The organism is Streptomyces hygroscopicus subsp. hygroscopicus, from assembly GCF_030269125.1.
GTDB lineage: Bacteria > Actinomycetota > Actinomycetes > Streptomycetales > Streptomycetaceae > Streptomyces > Streptomyces hygroscopicus_C.
In genome coordinates this window covers 402,102-423,475 of sequence record NZ_BSSM01000002.1, presented here as the reverse complement: position 1 = coordinate 423,475, position 21,374 = coordinate 402,102, and the positions used below count along the sequence as shown (strand labels likewise).

General features: G+C 74.4%; 15 protein-coding genes. 3 read left to right on the top strand and 12 right to left on the bottom strand.

Annotation, left to right across the window (positions count from 1 at the left end; all coding sequences use genetic code 11):
* Nucleotides 1-247: 247 nt before the first annotated feature.
* On the bottom strand, nucleotides 248-1,612 hold the full coding sequence (locus QSK45_RS06360; RefSeq protein WP_285554094.1) for an NAD(P)/FAD-dependent oxidoreductase: 1,365 nt from the start codon (nucleotides 1,610-1,612) through the stop codon (nucleotides 248-250).
* Between the two features lie 1,370 nt (nucleotides 1,613-2,982).
* Here QSK45_RS06360 and QSK45_RS06355 point away from each other — a divergent pair.
* On the top strand, nucleotides 2,983-3,471 hold the full coding sequence (locus tag QSK45_RS06355) for a GNAT family N-acetyltransferase (protein WP_285554092.1): 489 nt from the start codon (nucleotides 2,983-2,985) through the stop codon (nucleotides 3,469-3,471).
* A 29-nt stretch (nucleotides 3,472-3,500) separates the two neighbouring features.
* Here QSK45_RS06355 and QSK45_RS06350 read toward each other — a convergent pair whose 3' ends face one another.
* Nucleotides 3,501-4,682, bottom strand: coding sequence for a MarP family serine protease (locus QSK45_RS06350; RefSeq protein ID WP_285554091.1), 1,182 nt, complete (start codon nucleotides 4,680-4,682; stop codon nucleotides 3,501-3,503).
* 195 nt (nucleotides 4,683-4,877) lie between these two features.
* Here QSK45_RS06350 and QSK45_RS06345 point away from each other — a divergent pair, with 195 nt between their 5' ends.
* Nucleotides 4,878-5,918 carry a peptidoglycan recognition protein family protein gene (locus QSK45_RS06345; protein WP_285554090.1) on the top strand — a complete coding sequence of 347 codons (1,041 nt, stop codon included), beginning with the start codon at nucleotides 4,878-4,880 and terminating at the stop codon, nucleotides 5,916-5,918.
* Here QSK45_RS06345 and QSK45_RS06340 read toward each other — a convergent pair.
* From QSK45_RS06340 to QSK45_RS06305, 8 genes are all read right to left on the bottom strand, one after another.
* On the bottom strand, nucleotides 5,885-6,403 hold the full coding sequence (locus tag QSK45_RS06340) for a DUF4240 domain-containing protein (RefSeq protein WP_285554089.1): 519 nt from the start codon (nucleotides 6,401-6,403) through the stop codon (nucleotides 5,885-5,887). The genes QSK45_RS06345 and QSK45_RS06340 overlap by 34 nt on opposite strands.
* 58 nt (nucleotides 6,404-6,461) lie before the next feature.
* Nucleotides 6,462-7,439: a helix-turn-helix transcriptional regulator gene (locus tag QSK45_RS06335; RefSeq protein ID WP_285554087.1), complete on the bottom strand. Its 978-nt coding sequence runs from the start codon at nucleotides 7,437-7,439 to the stop codon at nucleotides 6,462-6,464.
* 76 nt (nucleotides 7,440-7,515) lie between these two features.
* On the bottom strand, nucleotides 7,516-10,218 hold the full coding sequence (aceE, locus tag QSK45_RS06330; protein WP_285554085.1) for a pyruvate dehydrogenase (acetyl-transferring), homodimeric type: 2,703 nt from the start codon (nucleotides 10,216-10,218) through the stop codon (nucleotides 7,516-7,518).
* A gap of 404 nt (nucleotides 10,219-10,622) precedes the next feature.
* Entirely contained in the window at nucleotides 10,623-11,246 is a 624-nt protein-coding gene (locus QSK45_RS06325) for a GntR family transcriptional regulator (protein WP_285554084.1), read from the bottom strand.
* 578 nt (nucleotides 11,247-11,824) lie between these two features.
* Nucleotides 11,825-13,642 (bottom strand): 2-oxoglutarate dehydrogenase, E2 component, dihydrolipoamide succinyltransferase, encoded by a 1,818-nt coding sequence (gene sucB / locus QSK45_RS06320; RefSeq protein WP_285554083.1) that lies wholly within the window; start codon nucleotides 13,640-13,642, stop codon nucleotides 11,825-11,827.
* Between the two features lie 61 nt (nucleotides 13,643-13,703).
* Nucleotides 13,704-15,092 carry a dihydrolipoyl dehydrogenase gene (lpdA, locus tag QSK45_RS06315; protein WP_285554081.1) on the bottom strand — a complete coding sequence of 463 codons (1,389 nt, stop codon included), beginning with the start codon at nucleotides 15,090-15,092 and terminating at the stop codon, nucleotides 13,704-13,706.
* Between the two features lie 268 nt (nucleotides 15,093-15,360).
* Nucleotides 15,361-16,896, bottom strand: a complete 1,536-nt coding sequence (locus QSK45_RS06310; protein WP_285554079.1) for a leucyl aminopeptidase — start codon at nucleotides 16,894-16,896, stop codon at nucleotides 15,361-15,363.
* A 283-nt stretch (nucleotides 16,897-17,179) separates the two neighbouring features.
* Nucleotides 17,180-18,001 carry an adenosylcobinamide-GDP ribazoletransferase gene (locus tag QSK45_RS06305; protein ID WP_285554078.1) on the bottom strand — a complete coding sequence of 274 codons (822 nt, stop codon included), beginning with the start codon at nucleotides 17,999-18,001 and terminating at the stop codon, nucleotides 17,180-17,182.
* A gap of 64 nt (nucleotides 18,002-18,065) precedes the next feature.
* On the opposite strand from QSK45_RS06305, the gene QSK45_RS06300 reads away from it, so the two are divergent.
* On the top strand, nucleotides 18,066-18,833 hold the full coding sequence (locus QSK45_RS06300; RefSeq protein ID WP_285554076.1) for a hypothetical protein: 768 nt from the start codon (nucleotides 18,066-18,068) through the stop codon (nucleotides 18,831-18,833).
* Here the strand turns inward: QSK45_RS06300 and QSK45_RS06295 are convergent.
* Both QSK45_RS06295 and QSK45_RS06290 read right to left on the bottom strand, forming a co-directional pair.
* Nucleotides 18,770-19,492 carry a hypothetical protein gene (locus QSK45_RS06295; RefSeq protein WP_285554075.1) on the bottom strand — a complete coding sequence of 241 codons (723 nt, stop codon included), beginning with the start codon at nucleotides 19,490-19,492 and terminating at the stop codon, nucleotides 18,770-18,772. The two genes, QSK45_RS06300 and QSK45_RS06295, sit on opposite strands and share 64 nt — an antisense overlap.
* A gap of 24 nt (nucleotides 19,493-19,516) precedes the next feature.
* Nucleotides 19,517-21,316, bottom strand: a complete 1,800-nt coding sequence (locus QSK45_RS06290; RefSeq protein WP_285554073.1) for a phosphatidylglycerol lysyltransferase domain-containing protein — start codon at nucleotides 21,314-21,316, stop codon at nucleotides 19,517-19,519.
* Between the last annotated feature and the right edge of the window lie 58 nt (nucleotides 21,317-21,374).

Here is a 21,374-nt window from a genome sequence, read left to right as displayed (position 1 = left end):
CCGCGACGGCGGGGCTCGGCGGTGCGGGGGCCGGCGTCGGCCACGGATCGGGCCGGGCGGCGTCGGGCGTCGCCGGACCGTGTCGTCGCGGGTGCTCGCCGTCGCGGCGTCAGGGGTGGACGGGGCGGAGGGATTCCCGCCGCGGTGGTGGCCGGCCGCGGCGCCGGCGACCGGTGGTGCCGGGCCGGGCGTCGCGGCGGGGATCCGGTGCGAGCGTGCCGACCCGCCGGCGCCGGGGACGACCGGCTCAGGCCGCCTTCGGCAGTGTCGGGGCCGGGTCCGCGTTGTGCAGGGACCCGGTGGCGCCCAGGTCCGTCAGGATGGCGCGGGTGGCGCGGCGGGCCGAGTGGAGGGCGCCCTGGACGGTGCTGGTGGCGCGGTGGTCGCCGCAGACGTAGAGGCCGGCGAGGAGGCGGACCGGGCGGCGGAGGTCGTGCGGGGGGCGCATGACCGGGACCGCTTCCGGGGTGTGGTGCACGGCCAGCGTCTCCCAGCGGCGCGTGGAGGTGCCGTAGAGGCGGGAGAGGTGGATACGGACCGCGGTGTCCACGCCCTCGGGCGGGGTGCCGAGGACCGTCGAGGAGATCAGCACCCGCCCGGCGGGCGCCCGGCTCGGGTCCACGTTGCTGAGCACGGACGTGTGGGCCACCGGGCCGCCCCGGTCCGCGTCCAGCAGCAGCGACGCGCCGGTGGAGAACGCCGCGGCCGGTTCGTCCGTCGTGTGGTGGACCACCGTCACCGGGTGGAACCCGGGCACCCTGAGCCCCGGCAGCAGCTCCGCCGCCGAGCGCGCGTCGGTCGCGAGCAGCACCGCGCGGCAGCGGATCTCCCCGTGCTCCGCGGTGGTCACCGACGTCGTGGAGACCGACGTGGCCCGCACCCCGGTGTGCACGGTGCCCGGCGGCAGCGCCCGCGCCAGCAGCTCCGGCAGCACGTCCGCGCCCCCCTCCGGCACACACAGCCGCCCGCCCGCGAACGCCCGCAGCGCCAGGTCGGCGCATCTGCTGGACGTCGTCAGCTCCGGGTCGCACAGCAACGCCGCGAGCAGCGGGCGCAGGAACCCGTCCACCGTGCGGGCCGGCACCCCCCGGGCCGCGAGGGCCTGCGCGGCGGGCAGTTCCGGGCGGGCGAGGAGCCGTTCGACCGGCATCCCGGCGATCCGGCTCAGCGCCGCGCCCAGCCGCGCCTGGTCCATCGCGCCGCCCACCGGCGCACCACTCCTGCCGGGCGGCGCCGCGGCGCCCCTGGGGGCGCTCGCCAGGGCGCGCACCGCATGGAGTGCGCCCCTTGCGCTTCCTCCGCTCGCCGGCGCGCCCGCCCGGTGACTGCGCCCGTCGCGGTGCAGCAGCACGCCCGGCGCGAAGGGCCGCAGGACCAGGTGCTCCAGCCCCGGCGTGAACCGGAGCTCGGGATACGACGTGGACAGCAGCTGTCCGATCCGGTCGAGCCGGAATCCGTCGACTTTCTCCGTCGCCATGCGGCCGCCCACGCACGAGGCGGCCTCCAGGACTGCGGTCGTTACTCCTGCGCTGGTGAGCCGGTGGGCTGCCGAGAGACCGGCGATTCCGGCTCCCACGATGACGACGTCCACCTGGTACGCGGGCTCAAGCACGAGGCCCTCCTGTGGTTGCGCGGCCGGTGGAGACGTTGTGCCCCCAACGGCGTCAGGGATACCCGAGTTCGCGTCGAGTATCAGCGCCGTGATCGGTCGTAAGGAGTCGCGCATCGGCAGGGCACGGTCGCATGGAGGTCGCATACGGTCACATCCGTTCCGCGCGCCGCAGAATGCCCGTGCGCGCCACCACAGAGCGCCCGCGCGCGCCCCAGCACCCGCCCTCCGTCCGCATCGTCCGGTCCCCCGGCCCTCCGGTCCCGCCGTCCGGTCTCCCGGCCCACCTCCCGGCCTACTCGCCGTCCGGCTCCGCCTCCCGGTCTCCCGGCCCTCCGGCTCCGCCGCCCGGTCTCATCGTCCGGTCTCTTCGCGTCTCGGCCCCCCTGCCCTGGCCCGTTCCGCGTGCTGCGCCTGGCCCCTGCGTCCTGCCGCGTCCGCCCTCGGTATTTCCGGCCCTCCGGCCCACCGCCCGGCTTGCTCGCCCTCCGGCCCACCGCCCGGCCTGCTCGCCCTCCGGCTCCGCCTCCCGGCCTGCTCGCCGTCTGGCCCACCGCCCGGCCTGTTTGCCGTCCGGCTCGGCCTCCCGGCCTGCTCGCCCTCCGGCTCCGCCTCCCGGTCTCCCCGGCCTCCGGCTCCCAGCCCTCGGCCACTCCGCGTGCTGCCCCTGACTCCTACGTCCCGCCGCGCCCCCCGGGTACCTCCGGCGCGCCCGGCACTTCGGCCCCCGGCCTTCGGCACACCCTGGCCCTCGGCCCCCTTGCCCGGTGTCCGGCGTCCCCCGCGTCCGGCCCTCGGCCCATCGCCGGGCCTCCCATGTTCAGCACCCCTCGGCCCCCGGGCCTCCAACACACTCTGGGCCTCGGTCCGGTGTCCGGGCGCCCGTGTCCGGTCTCCGCGCCCTTCCCCCAGCGTCCGGCCCCGGGTGTCCGGCACTCCCCGGCCCTCGGCACCCACGTCCGGGTTCCACGCGTCCCCCGTGTCCGCCCCGGCGTCTCCATGTCCTGCACCCTCGGCTTCCGGCGTCCCGCGTCCGGCACCCCTCGGCCCCCCGGCCCTCGGCACCCACGTCCGGGTTCCACGCGTCCCCCGTGTCCGCCCCGGCGTCTCCATGTCCTGCACCCTCGGCTTCCGGCATCCCGCGTCCGGCACCCCTCGGCCCCCCGGTCTTCGGCACGCCCGCCTGTGGTCCTCCGCGTCCCCGGCACAGGACCTCGGCCCCCACGTCCGCCCCCGGCTTCCCCTGCTTCCGGCCCCGGTGCCCCCCGGCATCCGGCATCTCCGGGCCTCGCGCCCCCGTGGCCGGTGCGCCACCCGTGCCCGCCCGGGAAAACCCGTGGGCCGTCCGTACCGCCCCGCCTAAGGTGATCCGCATGTCCGAGCCGCGCATACGCCCCGCCACGCCCGCCGACGAGGATGCCCTCGCCCACCTCGACCGGGCCACCTGGTCCACCCTGCACGCGGTGACGCCCCCGCCCGAGCCGCCGTACACGCCGCTCTTCGACGAGCGCCACCCGCCCCAGGAGTACCTCGTCGCCGAGCTGGACGGGCGCGCCGCGGGCTACGTCCGCCTCGCCCAGACGATCCCGCTCCCCGCCCATGCGCACGTCCTCACCATCCAGGGCTTCGTGGTCGCCGAGGAGGCCCGCGGCCGGGGTCTCGGACGGGCGCTGATCCGGGCCGCCGTCGCCGAGGCCCGCGCGCGCGGCGCCCGGCGCCTCACCCTGCGCGTGCTCGGCCACAACACCCCGGCCAGGAAGCTCTACGAGGCCGAGGGCTTCGCCGTGGAGGGCGTCCTGCCGGGGGAGTTCCTCCTCGACGGCGCCTACGTCGACGACATCTGCATGGGCCGCGCCCTGTGACACCCGGGACCCGACGCCCCTGATCCGCGTCAGCCCACCAGCACGCCCGTGTCCACCGCCGCCGTCGCCGTGGCCGCCCGCCTGGCGTCCTGCGCCACCTCGGCCGCCGTCAGCACGTACCCCGTCTCGGCGTCCGAGGTGGAGCGGGCGAACACCATCCCGAAGACCCGGCCGTCCGTCGTCAGCAGCGGCCCGCCGGAGTTGCCCGGACGGACCGTGGAGCGGATCGAGTAGATCTCCCGGGTGACCGCGCCGTCGTTGTAGATGTTCTGCCCGGTCGCCCGCACCAGGTTGCCCACGGTGGCCGCCTGGAGATTGAGGCTGCCGTCCTGCGGATAGCCCGCCACCACCGCCGAGTCCCCGCGCGAGGCACCCGTGTCGAAGCGCAGCACCGGCGCGTCGAGCCCCGGCACGTACAGCACGGCCACGTCCCGGTCGGGGTCGAAGAGCACCACCCGCGCCGGGTACACCGGACCGACCCCGCCCACCCGCACGGACGGCCGGGCGATGCCCGCCACCACGTGCGCGTTGGTCATCACCCGCCCCGGCGCGAAGACGAACCCGCTGCCCTCCCGGCCCTCGCTGCCCGAGACGCCCTCGATCTTGACCGTGCTCGCCTTGGCGGCGTTCGTCGCGGCCGCCGTGACGCTGTCGCCGGTGGGGCGCGGCACCTGGGCCGTCGACTCGTTCTCGAACGGGTTGAAGACCTGCGGGAACCCCGCGTCCGTCAGCGCCGAGGTGGCCCGCGAGAACCACGCGGGCGTGGTGTCCGGCATCGTCCGCTGCACCGCGCCGAGCAGCGAGGAGTCCCGGATCGCCGTGGTCAGCGTGGGCGAGGGGGCCGCGCTGAGCACGCTCGCCGCCACCCAGGCCACGATCAGCACCGCGACCGCGTTGGCCGCCGCGCCCCCGATGCCGTCCACCACCCGCAGCGGGCCCCGGTCCAGGCCCCCGCGCAGCCGCAGCGCGAGCCGGCCCGCCAGCTCATGGCCCACGGCGGCGGGCACCAGCACCGTCAGCACCGCCAGCACCGTCGCCGTCGCCGTACCCCGCGCCACCTGTCCGGTCACCCAGGGCAGCGCCCACACGCCGACGACCGCGCCGCCGACGAACCCCGCCAGCGAGACACACCCGGCCACCAGGCCGCGCCGGTAGCCGGACGCGGCGTACAGGAGGATCACCAGCACCAGCAGCAGGTCGAGCAGGTCCACGGAGCCGCCTTTCTCTCGGACCCCTCACGCGGACGGGTCGGGCCCGCTGAACGGTCACAGGTACATGATCGGGCGCCGACGGCGAACCGGCCACGTGTGCCTGTACCCGCAGAAACGTCCCGGACCGGGACGATGGTTCCGCCAGGTGGCACAGCGCACATCGCGGGCGGGGGCGATCGGGCCGAGGGTGGGACCATGCCCGTCGTCCCGAGAGCCAGGGGCATACCCGGCTCGCTCACCGCACGGCTGTCACGGCTGTCACGGCTGTCACGGCGCTCCCGGCCGCCACGCCCGCTGCGGCCGGGAGCGCCGCACCCGGCCCGGCGCCCGCTGCGGCCGTCCCGCCTCCCCGGCCGGCTGCTCGTGCCGCTGGCCGTCCTGCCCGGTCTGATGGCCGTCCTCGTGCTCGCCCTGTACACGCGCGGCGTGGAGCGCCCCGCGCGGCTGCCGGGCGACCGGCCCGCCGCGCTCGACCTGCGCTCCACCGCGCCGGGCACCGGGAGCAGCCACCTCGCGAGCCGCCCGCTGATCGTGCCGCGCTCCGCCTGGATGCACGGCGCCGTCGGGCACAGCCAGCCGCCGCCGCGCTACGACGACAAGGTGATCGCGGTCTTCGTGCACCACACCGACTCGCCCAACGCCTACCGGTGCGCAGACACCCCCGAGATCATCCGCCGCCTCTACGCCGGCCAGACCGGCGTTCGGCAGTGGGACGACATCGGCTACAACTTCCTCGTCGACCGCTGCGGCACGATCTACGAGGGCCGGGCGGGCGGCGTCGACCGGGCCGTCATGGGCGCCCACGCGCAGGGCTTCAACCACCGCACCGCCGGGATCGCCGCCATCGGCACCTTCACGGCGGGCGTGCCGGTGCCCCGCGCCATGACCGACGCCATCGCGGCCCTCGCCGCCTGGAAGCTGGGCCCGGCGGACATCGACCCGCGCGCACGGGTGCCGCTGGTCTCCAGCAACGGGCACAGCCGCTTCCGCGCGGGGGCCACCGTCACGCTGCCGGCCGTGGCAGGGCACAACGACGGCTTCATGACCAGCTGCCCCGGCGCCGCGCTGACCGCCCGGCTGCCCGACATCAGGGAGACGGCCGCCCGTCTCCAGGGCCGTGCCGCGGCCCCCGCGGCACCGCGCGCCACCGCCCCCGCCACCGTCCGTCCGGTGACCGCCGCGACCGCCGCCCCGACGGCCACTCAGCCCTTGAAGCGCTCCCAGAGCCGGGGGTAGAGCTGCGCGAGAAGCGCCTCGTCCTCGAAGTCGACCGGGGTGCCCGCCGGTTCCGCGGGCGCGGGCGGGATGCCGAGGTCGGCCGCCACGGTGCCGGTGAGCTGCTCGTACGCCTCGTCGGCCGCGTATCCCAGCTCCTCGCCGTCGCCGTCGACCTCCTCGTCGAAGTCGCCGAGCAGCTCCGCCAGCGCGTCCGGATCGTGCAGGGCGCCCTCGAACACCTCCCGGCCCTGGCCGATCAGCCAGCACCGGAAGAAGTCGAACGCGTCGTCGCTGGCCCCGTCCAGGAGCACCCAGGCGGCGCCCCACAGGTCCCAGCGGTAGGCGCGGTTGTAGCGGGCCTCGAAGTGACGGGCGAAGTCCAGGACGCGCTCCGGGTCCAGCTGGGCGAGCCGGTCCACCAGCAGCTCGGCCTGGTCCTCGGGATCGCCCCCGGCGGCCTCGCGTGTGGTGTCGACCAGTTCCCAGAACTCCGTCTCGTCCATCACCGCTCCAGCATCGGGCCTCGGCCGGTGGGGCGCACGCGGGAGTACGGCGGCCGCGTCACGCCTCCTCGTACAGCGCCGCCAGCCGTGCCGCGTCGCGGACGAACCGCGCGCGCAGGCTCGCCGGCGCCAGCACCTCGACCTCCGGCCCGAGCCCGGTCAGCTGGGCGTACGCGACCTCCTCCGACTCCACCGGCAGCGTCACCGTCACCCACCCCGCCCCGTCCGGCTCCCCGGCACTGGCCAGGCCCTCCCGGGCCGACGGCTGTCCGACGGCGCCGGGCAGCCCGCGCACGCCCTCGGGGGAGAGCCGTACGACGGCCTCGGCGCGCAGGATCGAGCGCGCGAACCGCTCGGCCTGCGCCGCCCAGTAGCCGGGCAGGTCGAAGTCCTCGTCGCGGTCGAAGCGGGTGTCCCGGGCGACCAGAGAGGTGAACCGGTCGACGCGGTAGGTGCGGAAGGCCCCCGGGTCCGGCAGCCGGGCGCACAGGTACCAGGCGCCCGCCTTCAGCACGAGGCCGTACGGCTCCAGGAGCCGCTCCACCTCGCCGTCGCCGCGCCGGTAGCGGGCCGTGACGCACCGGTCGTCCCAGACCGCCTCGGCGATCCGGGGCAGCAGCGCGGGGGTCTGCGGCGCCCGGAACCAGCCGGGCGCGTCCAGGTGGAAGCGCTGGGCCGCGGTGCGGGGCGCGTCCTGGAGGGAGGGCATCAGCGCCGCCGCCACCTTCAGCCGGGCAGCCGACGCCGCGTCCGCGAGCCCCATCTCCCGCAGCGCCTCCGGCACCCCGCTGAGGAACAGCGCCTCCGCCTCGCTCCGGCCCAGCCCCGTCAGCCGCGTCCGGTACCCGCCGACCAGCCGGTACCCGCCCGCCCGCCCCCGGTCCGCGTACACCGGCACGCCCGCCTCCGACAGTGCCTGCGCGTCCCGGTTCACCGTCCGCTCGGACACCTCCAGCTCCCGTGCCAGCTCGCCGGCGGTCATGCAGGACCGCGCCTGGAGCAGGAGGACCATCTTGATGAGGCGGGCGGCGCGCATGCCCCCCATCATGCCGTCGGGCACCGACGAAAAGGGGTACGGCGAGCAGCCGTACCCCTTCCGCGGACCTCGGGACCTACAGCCCGTACTTCTCCCGGGCCTCCTTCACCGACGTCGCCTTCACCTCGCCGCGCCTGGCCAGCTGGGCGAGGGCGGCGACCACGATGGACTCGGCGTCGACGCCGAAGTGGCGGCGGGCGGCGGGGCGGGTGTCGGAGATGCCGAAACCGTCGGTGCCGAGGGAGGACCAGTCCTGGTCGACCCACTGGGCGATCTGGTCCGGGACCTGGCGCATGTAGTCGGAGACCGCGAGCACCGGGCCCTCGGCGCCCTGGAGCGCCTGGCGGACGTACGGCACGCGCTCCTCGCCGCGCAGGAGGGCCGCGTCGGCCTCCATCGCGTCACGGCGCAGCTCGGACCAGGACGTCGCCGACCAGACGTCGGCCGCGACACCCCACTCCTCGGCGAGCAGCCTCTGTGCCTGGAGCGTCCAGTGGATCGCCGTACCGGAACCCAGCAGCTGGACGCGCGGGGCGTTCGCCGGGACCGTCACGCCCGCGGACTCCGCGGTGTTGAAGCGGTACAGGCCCTTGACGATGCCCTCGTCGACGCCGGCGACAGCGGGCTTCGCCGGCTGCGGCAGCGGCTCGTTGTAGACGGTGAGGTAGTAGAAGACGTTCTGGTCCTCGCCCGGCCTGGCCTCGCCGTACATCCGGCGCAGACCCTCACGGACGATCACCGCGATCTCGTACGCGAACGCGGGGTCGTACGACAGCGCCGCCGGGTTGGTCGCGGCGATCACCGGCGAGTGGCCGTCGGCGTGCTGGAGGCCCTCGCCCGTCAGCGTCGTACGGCCGGCCGTCGCGCCCACGAGGAAGCCGCGGCCGAGCTGGTCGCCGAGCTGCCACATCTGGTCGGCGGTGCGCTGCCAGCCGAACATCGAGTAGAAGATGTAGAACGGGATCATCGCCTCGCCGTGCGTCGCGTACGCGGTGGACGCGGCGATGAAGTCGGCCATCGAACCGGCCTCGGTGATCCCCTCGTTGAGGATCTGGCCGTTCTTGGCCTCCTTGTAGTACATCAGCTGGTCGCGGTCGACCGGCTCGTACGTCTGGCCCTTCGGGGAGTAGATCCCGAGGGACGGGAAGAGCGACTCCATGCCGAAGGTGCGCGCCTCGTCCGGCACGATCGGCACCCAGCGCCTGCCCGTCTCCTTGTCGCGGACCAGGTCCTTGACGAGGCGGACGAAGGCCATCGTGGTGGCCACGTTCTGCGCGCCGGAGCCCTTGTCGAAGGAGGCGAACGCCTTCTCGGCCGGGGCGGGCAGCGGGGCCAGCGGGTGCGTACGACGAGCCGGGGCGAGACCGCCGAGGGCCGCGCGGCGCTCCTGGAGGTAGCGGACCTCGGGGGAGTCGGCGCCCGGGTGGCCGTAGGGCACCACGCCGTCGGCGAAGTCGCTGTCCTTGATCGGCAGGTCGAGCAGGTCGCGCATCGCCTTGAACTCGTCCACCGTCAGCTTCTTCATCTGGTGGTTGGCGTTCTTCGACGCGAAGCCCTGGCCCAGGGTGTGGCCCTTGACCGTCTGGGCCAGGATCACGGTCGGCGCGCCCTTGTGCTCGACGGCCGCCCGGTACGCGGCGTAGACCTTGCGGGCCTCGTGACCACCGCGCGAGAGGTGGAAGCACTCCAGGATCTTGTCGTCGGAGAGCAGCTTCGCCATCTCCGCCAGCGCCGGGTCGGCGCCGAAGAAGTCCTGGCGGATGTAGGCGGCGTCGCGGGTCTGGTACGTCTGGACCTGCGCGTCCGGCACCTGGCGCAGCCGGCGGACCAGCGCGCCCGTGGTGTCGAGCGCGAACAGCTCGTCCCAGGCGGTGCCCCACAGCGTCTTGACGACGTTCCAGCCGGCGCCGCGGAACTGGGCCTCCAGCTCCTGCACGATCTTGAAGTTGGCGCGGACCGGGCCGTCCAGGCGCTGGAGGTTGCAGTTGATGACGAAGGTGAGGTTGTCCAGCTCCTCACGGGCGGCGAGCGCGAGGGCCGCCGTCGACTCCGGCTCGTCCATCTCGCCGTCGCCGAGGAACGCCCACACGTGCGAGGACGAGACGTCCTTGATGCCGCGGTTGGTGAGGTAGCGGTTGAAGCGCGCCTGGTAGATCGCCGACAGCGGGCCGAGACCCATGGAGACGGTCGGGAACTCCCAGAGCCAGGGCAGCCGGCGCGGGTGCGGGTACGACGGCAGGCCGTTGCCGCCGGCCTCCTGGCGGAAGTTGTCCAGCTGCGCCTCGTCCAGGCGGCCGTCCAGGAAGGCGCGGGCGTAGATGCCGGGGGAGGCGTGGCCCTGGATGTACAGCTGGTCGCCGGAGCCGTCGCCCTCCTTGCCCTTGAAGAAGTGGTTGAAGCCGGTCTCGTAGAGCCAGGCGGCGGAGGCGAAGGTGGCGATGTGGCCGCCGACGCCGTGCTTGCTGCCCCGGGTCACCATCGCGGCCGCGTTCCAGCGGTTCCAGGCGGTGATCCGGGCCTCCATCTCCGGGTCGCCGGGCACGCCCGGCTCGGCGGAGGTGGGGATGGTGTTGACGTAGTCCGTCTCCAGCAGCTTCGGCAGCGCGATGCCGCCCTCCTCGGCGCGCTCCAGCGTGCGCCGCATCAGGTACGCGGCGCGATGCGGGCCTGCCTCCCTGGCCACGGCGTCCAGGGAGGCCCGCCACTCGGCGGTCTCCTCGGGGTCGCGGTCCGGGAGCTGGTCGAGCTCGCTCGGCTGGATGGCGTGGGGGTCGGTCATGTCGCCGCCTTCCTCAGTCGAAGGGGGTTCCCTCATCGGTAAGGGTTCGGGGGTGCCCTTGGTCTTTGGCAGGACAGGGCAGGGGGACCTCGGGTGGAAGTCCGTCGGCGACTGTAACCCCCTGATCGATGATCGATCAAAGGGTTGAGTGGTAAAACCTCTCGATTCCAAGAAAGTCGGCACCGGGTGCCTTGGTAGCGGGCACCCGGTGCCGTGTTTGATCAGAGATTTCCCAGGTGAGCGGGGGTGCGCTCGGGTGCCTCGGGCCGCCGTGGGGGGCAGGTGCCCAGGGCGTACGCCGACCGCGCACCATACGTGCGTCCACCGCGCATCAGGGGCGTCAGTCGGGCGTCAGGGACATCGGGCACGCTTCAGGCGTGCGTCGGGCGGGCGTCGAGCGTGCGTCAGGCGCGTGGGGCGCAGCCCAGGACGTGAGCCTTCACCAGCTCCGCGATCCGCGGGTCCCGGCGCTTGAACGCCTGCACCAGTTCCTCGTGCTCCTCGGCGTACGACTGCTGCACCGTGCCCAGCCAGCGGATCGACAGGGCGGTGAAGACCTCGATGCCGAGGCCCTCCCAGGTGTGCAGCAGCACGGAGTTGTCGGCGGCGCGCACGAGTTCGCGGTGGAAGCCGACGGTGTGCCGGACCTGGGCGGTGCCGTCGGCGGCGCGGTCGGCCTCGTACAGGGCCAGCACGTGCGGTTCCAGTGCCGAGCAGTCCCTGGAGAGGTGGTCGGCGGCCAGCTCGGCGGCGATGGCCTCCAGGCCGGCCCTGACGGGGTAGCTCTCCTCCAGGTCGGCCGCGGTCAGGTTGCGGACCCGGACGCCCTTGTTCGGCGCCGACTCGATCAGCCGCAGCGACTCCAGCTCGCGCAGGGCCTCGCGTACGGGGGTCTGGCTGACCTCCAGCTCGGTGGCGATACGGCGCTCCACGATGCGCTCGCCCGGCTGCCAGCGCCCGCTGACGATTCCCTCCACGATGTGCTCGCGGATCTGTTCGCGCAGCGAGTGGACTACGGGCGCGGTCATGAGGGCTCCTCCCGGGGGCTGACATTTAGACAATACGGCGGGTTCGCTTCACGGGAGGGCGTGCGGGGGGCGCTTCAGCGCAGGTGAGACGAGGCTTACACGGGGTATGACGGCGCAAACGGGCGCCTATCGGCCCGGTTCGGTCGTCGCCGGGCGAGCACCGACCGCACACGGCCGGTCGCGCCGCGGCGGGCGCCCGTCACGGAACGGACTCGCGCGCCCCCGCGATGTCGCCGCCCCCTTGCGGTGGTCGCCGCCGCGACCGCGGTGGAGGGCTCCACGAGCCGGCCCGGAGCGGCGGCCACGACCAGGGGGACCGCTACCCGGCCCGGCAGGAAGCTGGCGGAGGGCGGGCCCCACCTGGGTCCCGGCTCGACGACAGCGTGTACGCCGCCGGCGTTGCGGCCGCCGGGCACGGGGGCCGAGACTCCCGGCCGGCTCGTCCGAGCGGGTGGCTCGCGCTGGTGGGGCGCGCCTCGCACGGCGGCACGGCGGTGCCCCGCACGCGACGGAGCCCCCGCCCGGAGAAGGACTCCGGGCGGGGGCTCCGCCGTGTCGCCGGTGGGGGCGGTCGCGGCTTACAGGCCGAGCTCGACCTCGAACTCGCCCGCCTCCAGGATCGCCTTGACCGCCGTCAGGTAACGGGCCGCGTCGGCGCCGTCGACCAGGCGGTGGTCGTAGGAGAGGGTCAGGTAGGTCATGTCGCGGACGCCGATGACCGTGCCCTCCTCGGTCTCGATGACGGCCGGACGCTTGACCGTGGCACCGATGCCGAGGATCGCGACCTGGCCCGGCGGCACGATGATCGTGTCGAACAGGGCGCCGCGCGAACCGGTGTTGGAGATGGTGAAGGTCGCGCCGGACAGCTCGTCCGGGGTGATCTTGTTGGCGCGGACCTTGCCCGCCAGCTCCGCCGTGGCCTTGGCGATGCCCGCGATGTTGAGGTCGCCGGCGTGCTTGATGACCGGGGTCATCAGGCCCTTCTCGGAGTCCACCGCGATACCGATGTTCTCGGCGTCGAAGTAGGTGATCGTGCCCTCGGCCTCGTTGATCCTGGCGTTGATGACCGGGTGGGCCTTCAGCGCCTGCGCGGCGGCCTTGACGAAGAACGGCATCGGGGAGAGCTTGACGCCCTCACGGGCCGCGAAGGAGTCCTTCGCCTGGCCGCGCAGCCTCATCAGCCGCGTGACGTCGACCTCGACGACCGACGACAGCTGGGCCTGCTCGTGCAGCGCCTTGACCATGTTGTCGCCGATGACCTTGCGGATGCGGGGCATCTTGACGGTCTGGCCGCGCAGCGGGGAGACCTCCAGCGCCGGGGCCTTCTTGGCGGCCGGGGCGGCCGGGGCGGCCGCGGCGGCAGCGGCGGCCGGAGCCGGGGCGGCGGCGGCCTTCGCGGCCTCGGCGGCGGCGATGACGTCCTGCTTGCGGATGCGGCCGCCGACGCCCGTGCCCTTGACGGTGGCCAGGTCGACGCCGTTCTCGGCGGCGAGCTTGCGCACCAGCGGGGTCACGTACGCGCCCTCGTCCGTCGCCTGGGTGGCGGTCGGGGAGGTCGGCGCGGTGGCCGGGGTGACCGGAGCCGGGGCCGGGGCGGGCGCCGGGGCGGCGGGCTGCGCCGGGGCGGCCGGAGCCGGGGCGGGCGCCGGGGCCGGGGCGGGCGCCGGAGCCGGCACGGGGGCCGGGGCGGCGGCCGGAGCGGCCGGAGCCGGAGTGGGCTCCGCGACCGGCGCCGGGGCGGCCGGGGCCGGAGCGGCGGCCGGAGCGGCACCCGGGGCGCCGATGACGGCGAGCTTGGCGCCGACCTCGGCGGTCTCGTCCTCGCCGACCACGATCTCGAGCAGCACGCCGGAGGCGGGAGCCGGGATCTCGGTGTCGACCTTGTCCGTGGAGACCTCGAGCAGCGGCTCGTCGGCCTCGACGGAGTCGCCGACCGACTTCAGCCAGCGGGTGACGGTGCCCTCGGTGACGGACTCACCGAGCGCGGGCAGGACCACGTCGGTGCCCTGGGCGCCACCGGCGGGGGCGGCGGCCGGGGCGGCGGGGGCCTCGGCGACCGGCGCCGGGGCGGGCTCGGCCACCGGGGCCGGGGCGGGCTCGGCCACCGGGGCCGGGGCCTCGGCGGCGGCGGGGGCCGGGGCGGCCGCGGGGGCGCCGGTGCCGTCGTCGATGACGGCCAGCTCGGCGCCGACCTCGACGGTCTCGTCCTCGGCGACCTTGATGGAGGCCAGCACGCCGGAGGCGGGCGAGGGGATCTCGGTGTCGACCTTGTCGGTCGAGACCTCGAGCAACGGCTCGTCGGCCTCGACGCGCTCACCCTCGGCCTTCAGCCAGCGGGTGACGGTGCCCTCGGTGACGCTCTCTCCGAGCGCCGGAAGGGTTACGGAAACCGCCATGGTTTCGGTTGCTCCTTACGAATTGCGGAAGTCTGTGTCGTCGCGCTCGTGGACCGAGGGCTCAGTCGTGGGAGTGCAGCGGCTTGCCGGCCAGGGCCAGGTGGGCCTCGCCCATCGCCTCGTTCTGCGTCGGGTGGGCGTGGATGAGCTGGGCCACCTCGGCCGGCAGCGCCTCCCAGTTGTAGATCAGCTGGGCCTCGCCGACCTGCTCGCCCATGCGGTCGCCGACCATGTGGACGCCGACCACGGCACCGTCCTTCACCTGGACGAGCTTGATCTCGCCCGCGGTGTTCAGGATCTTGCTCTTGCCGTTGCCCGCCAGGTTGTACTTCAGAGCGACGACCTTGTCCGCGCCGTAGATCTCCTTGGCCTTGGCCTCGGTGATGCCGACGGAGGCGACCTCCGGGTGGCAGTACGTCACCCGCGGGACACCGTCGTAGTCGATCGGGACGACCTTCAGACCGGCCAGACGCTCCGCCACCAGGATGCCCTCGGCGAAGCCGACGTGCGCGAGCTGGAGGGTCGGGACCAGGTCGCCGACGGCGGAGATGGTCGGGACGTTGGTCCGCATGTACTCGTCGACCAGGACGTAGCCACGGTCCATGGCGACACCCTGCTCCTCGTAGCCGAGGCCCTGGGAGACCGGGCCGCGGCCGACGGCGACGAGGAGGACCTCGGCCTCGAACTCCTTGCCGTCGGCGAGGGTGACCTTGACGCCGTCCTGGGTGTACTCGGCCTTCTGGAAGAAGGTGCCGAGGTTGAACTTGATCCCGCGCTTGCGGAACGCGCGCTCCAGCAGCTTCGAGGAGTTCTCGTCCTCCACCGGGACGAGGTGCTTGAGGCCCTCGATCACGGTCACGTCGGAGCCGAAGGACTTCCACGCCGAGGCGAACTCGACGCCGATGACACCGCCGCCGAGGATGATCGCGGACTTGGGCACGCGGTCCAGGACGAGGGCGTGGTCGGAGGAGATGATCCGGTTGCCGTCGATCTCCAGGCCCGGCAGCGACTTCGGCACGGAGCCGGTCGCCAGCAGGACGTGGCGGCCCTGGACGCGCTGACCGTTCACATCGACGGAGGTGGGGGAGGACAGGCGGCCCTCGCCCTCGATGTACGTCACCTTGCGGGACGCGATCAGACCCTGCAGGCCCTTGTACAGGCCGGCGATCACGCCGTCCTTGTACTTGTGCACGGCCGGCACGTCGATGCCCTCGAAGGTGGCCTTGACGCCGAACTGCTCGCTCTCGCGGGCCTGGTCGGCGATCTCGCCCGCGTGCAGCAGGGCCTTGGTGGGGATGCAACCCCGGTGCAGGCAGGTGCCGCCGACCTTGTCCTTCTCGATCAGGGCGACGTCCAGGCCCAGCTGCGCCCCGCGCAGGGCCGCGGCGTAACCACCGCTACCACCGCCGAGGATCACTAGGTCGAAAACGGTGCTGGCGTCGTTCGCCACGTCACGTCCTCCATGCATGTGCGCCTTGCGCCGATCTTCGATGACCGGCGGGCGGCTGGTGTCCGGCCGCTTGATGCTTCGGCCCTTCGGTGGGGGCCCTGTCCTGCCGGGCTCCATCTTTGCACTTGTTGGAGGCCGACGAGACGCCGGGCTGGTGTGTGAGACGTCCCACTCCAGCACCCGAAAGGGGCGCGGAGAACCGTGCGAACGGCCCCCGCGCCCCCGAAGCCGCACCACGAGCGGTACGGCCGCGCCGTCGAGGCGGGCGTCAGCCCAGCTCACCCTCCGCGGTCAGCTCCGCGAGGCGGACCAGCGTACGCACCGCGGTCCCGGTGCCGCCCTTCGGCGTGTACCCGAAGGGAGCGCCCTCGTTGAACGCCGGGCCGGCGATGTCCAGGTGCGCCCACGAGATGCCCTCGCCCACGAACTCGCGCAGGAAGAGGCCGGCCAGCAGGCCGCCGCCCCAGCGCTCGCCGACGTTGGTCATGTCGGCGACCTGGGACTCCAGGCCCTTGGTCAGGTGCTCCGGCATCGGCATGGGCCACGCCGGCTCGCCGGTCTCCTCCGCGGCCTCGTACACCGTGGTGCGGAACGCGTCGTCGTTGGCCAGGACACCCAGCGTCCGGCTGCCCAGGGCCACCATCATCGCGCCGGTGAGCGTCGCGACGTCCACGATCGCGTCCGGCTCCTCCTGCGAGGCCGCCCACAGCGCGTCGGCGAGCACCAGCCGGCCCTCCGCGTCGGTGTTGAGCACCTCCACCGTCTTGCCGCTGTACATGCGCAGCACGTCACCCGGGCGCACCGCCGAGCCGGACGGCATGTTCTCGGCCAGCGCCAGCCAGCCGGTGACGTTCGCCTCCAGGCCGAGCCGGGCCGCGGCGACGACGGCCGCGAAGACCGCGGCGGCACCCGCCATGTCGCACTTCATCGTCTCGTTGTGACCGGCCGGCTTCAGGGAGATGCCGCCCGAGTCGTAGGTGATGCCCTTGCCGACGAAGGCGAGGTGCCGCTCCGCGTCCGGGTGCGTGTACGCCACCTTGACCAGGCGCGGGGCCGCCGCCGAGCCGCCGCCGACGCCGAGGATGCCGCCGTAGCCGCCCTTGGTCAGCGCCTTCTCGTCGAGCACCTGCACCTTGAGGCCGTGCTCCTTGGCCGCCGCCTGCACGATCCGGGCGAAGCTGTCGGGGGTGAGGTCGTTCGGCGGGGTGTTGACGAGGTCGCGGGCGCGGTTCAGCTCCTCGCCGACCGCGACGGCGCGGGCGACGGCACCCTTGTGGGCGGCGTCGCGCGGCTTGCCGCCGAGCAGCGCGGCCTCACCCAGCGGCGCCTTGCCGTTCTTCGCGCGGGCACCCTTCGCCTGGCCGCCGTTCTCCTTGTACGCGTCGAAGGAGTACGCGCCGAGGAGCACGCCCTCGCCGATGGCCTCCAGCGCGCCGGCGCCGTCCACGGGCAGCGCGAACGCGGCCTTCTTGGCGCCGGCGAGCGCCCGCGCCGCCGTACCCGCGGCCTTGCGCAGCGCCTCGGCGTCGAAACCGCCCTCGGCGTCGGGCTCCGTGCCCAGGCCCACCGCCACCACGAGCGGGGCCTTGAAGCCCGCCGGGGCGGGCAGCTTCGTCAGCTCGCCCTCGGCACCCGAGGCGCCGAGGGTCTCCAGGACGCCGGCCAGCCCGCCGTCGTACGCCTTGTCCACGGCCTCGGCGCCCGGTGCGACGACGGGTCCCTTGGCACCCTTGGCGACACCGATCACGATCGCGTCGGCCCGCAGGCCGGGCGCCGCGGCGGTGCTGAGAGTCAGAGCAGTCACGGTGGTGAGTTCTCGCTTCCGATGTGAAGTTGCTGTGGGGTGGGTCGACCGGGCCCGACAGCCGACCCTAGGTCCGGGTCTGGGGGCAGGTGGCAACCGGGGGGCCTCGCCTTGTAGGCGAACACCCGGGACGAGGGTACGCGCGTGCCCCCCTTCGCTCATGTCTGCGGGTGTTCACCCGTGCGTGGCGCGGTGGCCTGCTCCACCCGCCGGGGCCTGGCAGGTCGCCTCCCCCTTCACCGCCAAGTACCCGTTTGCACAAGGGAGTTGCGTGGCCGGTCGGTCAGTGTCCGAGGGCCAGCACCACGAGGGCCGCCGTCGCGGCCGTCTCCGCGAGCGCGCCGAACACGTCCCCCGTCACCCCGCCGAAACGGCGCACGCAGCGGCGCAGCAGGAGTTCGGCGGCGCCGAGCGCGAACAGCACCGCGGCGGCGCCGCGCAGCGCGCCCTGCGGGCCGGACCCGGCGCCCCAGGCGGCGGCGCCCGCGGCGCACAGGGCGGCGAGCGCGAGCGCGCCCGGCACCGGCACCACCCCGGCGACGGCCGCCCCGAGCCCCTCGGGCCGCGCGGCCGGCACCCCGCTGCGGGCGGCCAGGGTCAGCGCGAGCCGGGCGCTCACCGCGGCGGTCACCGCCGCCGCGGCACCCCGCGCCCACGCGTCGTCGTACACCTGCGCCAGCACGGCCACCTGGGCCAGCAGCACCAGGACGAGGGTGAGCACCCCGAACGGCCCGATGTCCGACCGCTTCATGATGCGCAGTGCCTCCTCGGCCGGCTTGCCGCTGCCCAGCCCGTCGGCGGTGTCGGCGAGCCCGTCCAGGTGCAGCCCGCGGGTGAGCACGGCGGGTACGGCGACCGAGCCGACGGCGGCGAGCAGCGGGCCCGCGCCGAGGAAGAGCAGTACCAGCCCCAGACCGGCCGAGAGGACGCCCGCGACCAGGCCGACGAGGCCGGCGGCGAGCATCCCCCCGCGCGCGGCGGCGCGGTCCCAGCGGTGCACCCGTACGGGCAGCACGGTGAGCGTGCCGAAGGCGAACCGGAGGCCGTCGAGCGGGGAGGCCGGGGAGGCCGGGGAGGCGGGGGAGGGCGGGGAGGACGTGCGCACCGGCGCAGGTTACCCGGCACGCGCCCGCCCGCCGTCGGCCGGGCGTCAGGGATAAAGTGCGCACATGGGGCACTGGTGGGTGCGGAACATCGTCGAACCGGGCAAGCTTCCGCTGCTGCTCGCCCTCACCGCGTTCGTCCTGACCTTCGTCGTCACCCGGGTGATCACCCGTCTGATCCGGGCCGGCAGGGGGCCGTTCCGCAACGTCAGCGCGGGCGGCCTGCACATCCACCACGTCGTCCCCGGGGTCGTGCTCACCGTCGTCGGCGGCTTCGGCGCCGTCGCCAGCGACCGGCACGGCGCCGGCGGGGCGGTGGCCGCCGTGGTGTTCGGAATCGGCGCGGGCTTGGTCCTGGACGAGTTCGCGCTGATCCTGCACCTGGCCGACGTGTACTGGACCGAGGAGGGCCGCAAGAGCGTCGAGGCCGTCGTGCTCACCGCCGCCCTCGTGGGCCTGCTGCTCGCCGGGTTCGCGCCGTTCGGCGTCAACGACCTGAGCCAGGAGGAACTCGCCGGCCGGGGCACGGTCATCGCCAACATCGCCGCCGACTTCGTGCTGTCCCTGATCGCCCTGAGCAAGGGCAAGGTCCGCACCGCCGTGTTCGGCGCGATCGTGCCGCTGGTCGCGCTGGTCGGCGCGCTCCGCCTGGCCCGCCCCGACTCGCTGTGGGCCCGCCGCTTCTACGGCCGCCGCCCCCGCACCCGCGCTCGGGCCACCCTGCGCGCCTACCGCCACGACCGTCGCTGGACCCCCCGCGGCCGCGCCCTTCAGGACTGGATCGGCGGCAGACCCGACCCGGGCCCGGCCCGGCTGCCCGGCGGCCGCCGCTGAGGCAGGCCGTACGACCCGTGCCGTACCGCCACCGCCAGGCACAGCGCGCCCACCGCCATCAGCGCGGCCAGGTGCTCCTTGCCCGCCAGGTTCTCCTTGAGCAGCACCTCCGCGACCATCGCCACCGTCACCGCGCCCGTCGTGGCGTACGCGCCGTACCGCCAGGCCACGAACACCGCGAGGCCCACCACGGCCGCGGACGGGCCGGTGTCCACCACCTGCGCGTCCGTCCACGGCAGCCCGAAGGGGGCGTGCGCGCCGAGGGTGATGCCGAGGCGCGCGTACAGGGTCCCGGCGAGCGTGGCGAGGTAGGCGATGACCAGCGTCCGCCACCAGCCCAGGCACAGTTCGGCGATCCCGAACACGAACAGGATCTGGGCCAGCGCCCCCCACACCGGCAGATCCAGGGCGGGTACGAACAGCGACAGGGGGGTGCGCAGCAGGCCCAGCCACAGGGGGTCCTCGGCCCGCACCGCGCCGAGGTTCTGCACCAGCCGGAAGCCCCACGGCCGGTTCTGCACGAACTGGAGCAGCGCGGTCAGGGCCACCGCCACCGCGGTCATGGGCATCGCCCGCGGGCGCGGCCTGAGCAGGGGCCCGCGCACGGTGCCGTACAGCGGTCCCCACTCGGCGCGGGCCCAGCGGGCGAGCGATCCCATGCGGAATTCCCTACCCCGCCACGGTCACCGGTGTGCCCCCAGGCGCCCGCGGTGCAGCCACTTGGGCAGTCCCGGCGCCTCCAGGAAGCCCTCCGCCCGCGCGCCGGCCAGCCCGATGCGCGGCAGGTCGGCGCTCTTCTCGAAGCACAGGAAGCGCGGCTCCCAGATGGGCCGGTACTTGGCGTTGGCGCGGTACAGGGACTCGATCTGCCACCAGCGGGAGAAGAAGCTGAGCAGCGACCGCCACAGCCGGAGCACCGGCCCGGCGCCGAGCCGCGCGCCCCGTTCGAAGACCGAGCGGAACATCGCGAAGTTCAGCGAGACCTGGGTGATCCCGAGTTCCCCGGCGCGGCGCAGCAGTTCGAGGACCATGAACTCCATCAGGCCGTTCTCGGAGTCCCGGTCGCGCCGCATCAGATCCAGCGACAGCCCGTTCGGCCCCCACGGCACGAAGGACAGCAGTGCGCGCGGCCGGCCCTCGGCGTCCGTGCACTCCAGCATCACGCACCGGCCGTCCTCGGGGTCCCCGAGCCGCCCGAGCGCCATGCTGAACCCGCGCTCGGTCGCCCCGTCCCGCCAGTCGTCGGCGCGCTCGACGAGCAGCGCCATCTCGGCCGCCGGGATGTCCTCGTGGCGCCGGACGCGCACCTCGTACCCCGCGCGCCGCACGCGGTTGTACGCCTGCCGCACGGTGCGCATCGCCCGCCCCTCCAGGGTGAAGTCGGCGACCTCCACGATCGCCTCGTCCCCGAGTTCGAGGGCGTCCAGGCCGTGCCGGTGGTAGACGGTGCCCGCCTCCTCGCTCGCCCCCATCACCGCGGGGATCCACCCGTGCGCCCGCGCCTTCGCGAGCCACGGCACGATCGCGCCCGGCCAGGCCTCCGGGTCCCCGAGCGGATCGCCGGAGGCGAGGCTGACCCCGCCGACCACGCGGTAGGCGACGGCCGCCTTGCCGGTCGGCGACCACACCACGCTCTTCTCCCGGCGCAGCGCGAAGTAGCCCAGCGAGTCCCGCTCGCCGTGCCGCTCCAGCAGGCCCCGCAGCCGCTTCTCGTCGTCCGCGGTGAGCGGGTCCACGGCGCGCCGGGAGCGGAAGGCGGCGTAGAACACGGCGAGGACCAGGGCCGTACCGAGCACGTTGATGGCCACGTTGGCCCAGGTGGGCGGGGTGATGCCGGGGAAGTGGCGCTCGTCGGCGGAGACGGATACCAGGCGCAGGGTGCCGTAGTGCCAGCGTTCCGGGAACGTCGAACGGGCGGCGTCCGGCGCCTGGTTGGTGACCGTCACCAGCAGCGCGGCCAGCAGGCTGGCGGCCGCCCCGCCGCCGACGGCGACGGTGGCCGCGAGCCGGGGGTTGGACCGGTCGCCCTTGGCGTAGAACTCCCGCCGCCCCACCAGCAGCGCGCCGACGAACGCGGCCGTCAGCACCAGCGACACCCAGTTCTGCGCGTACCGGTGGACCTCCGGGAACGCCATGGCGAACGCGAACAGCGCGAGGAAGACGCCGCTGAGCGCGAGGTTGAGGATCCACGCCGCGCGTTTGCGGCGCCGCATGGTGATCGCCAGGAACGCGGTGAACACGCCGGAGGCGAAGCCGGCGGTCAGCAGGTAGGGCGTGAAGAAGTCGTCCTGGTTGTGCCGGCGCACGTCCTGGTACAGCGAGACCCACACCGCGGTGAGGAAGTTGATGAACGCGACGACCCGCAGATACCAGACGGCGAAGGCGGCGGCCCTCCGTGACGCCCCGCCGGCCCGCCGCCCGACCTCGGTCGGCCGTTCCGCCTCGACGTGCGGGGGCGGGACGGCGATTCGGGCATCTCCCATGGGTCTGGATCATATGGGGGTTGCCCGAACGAACCGCCCTTATCGCCTCTTTGGGCCG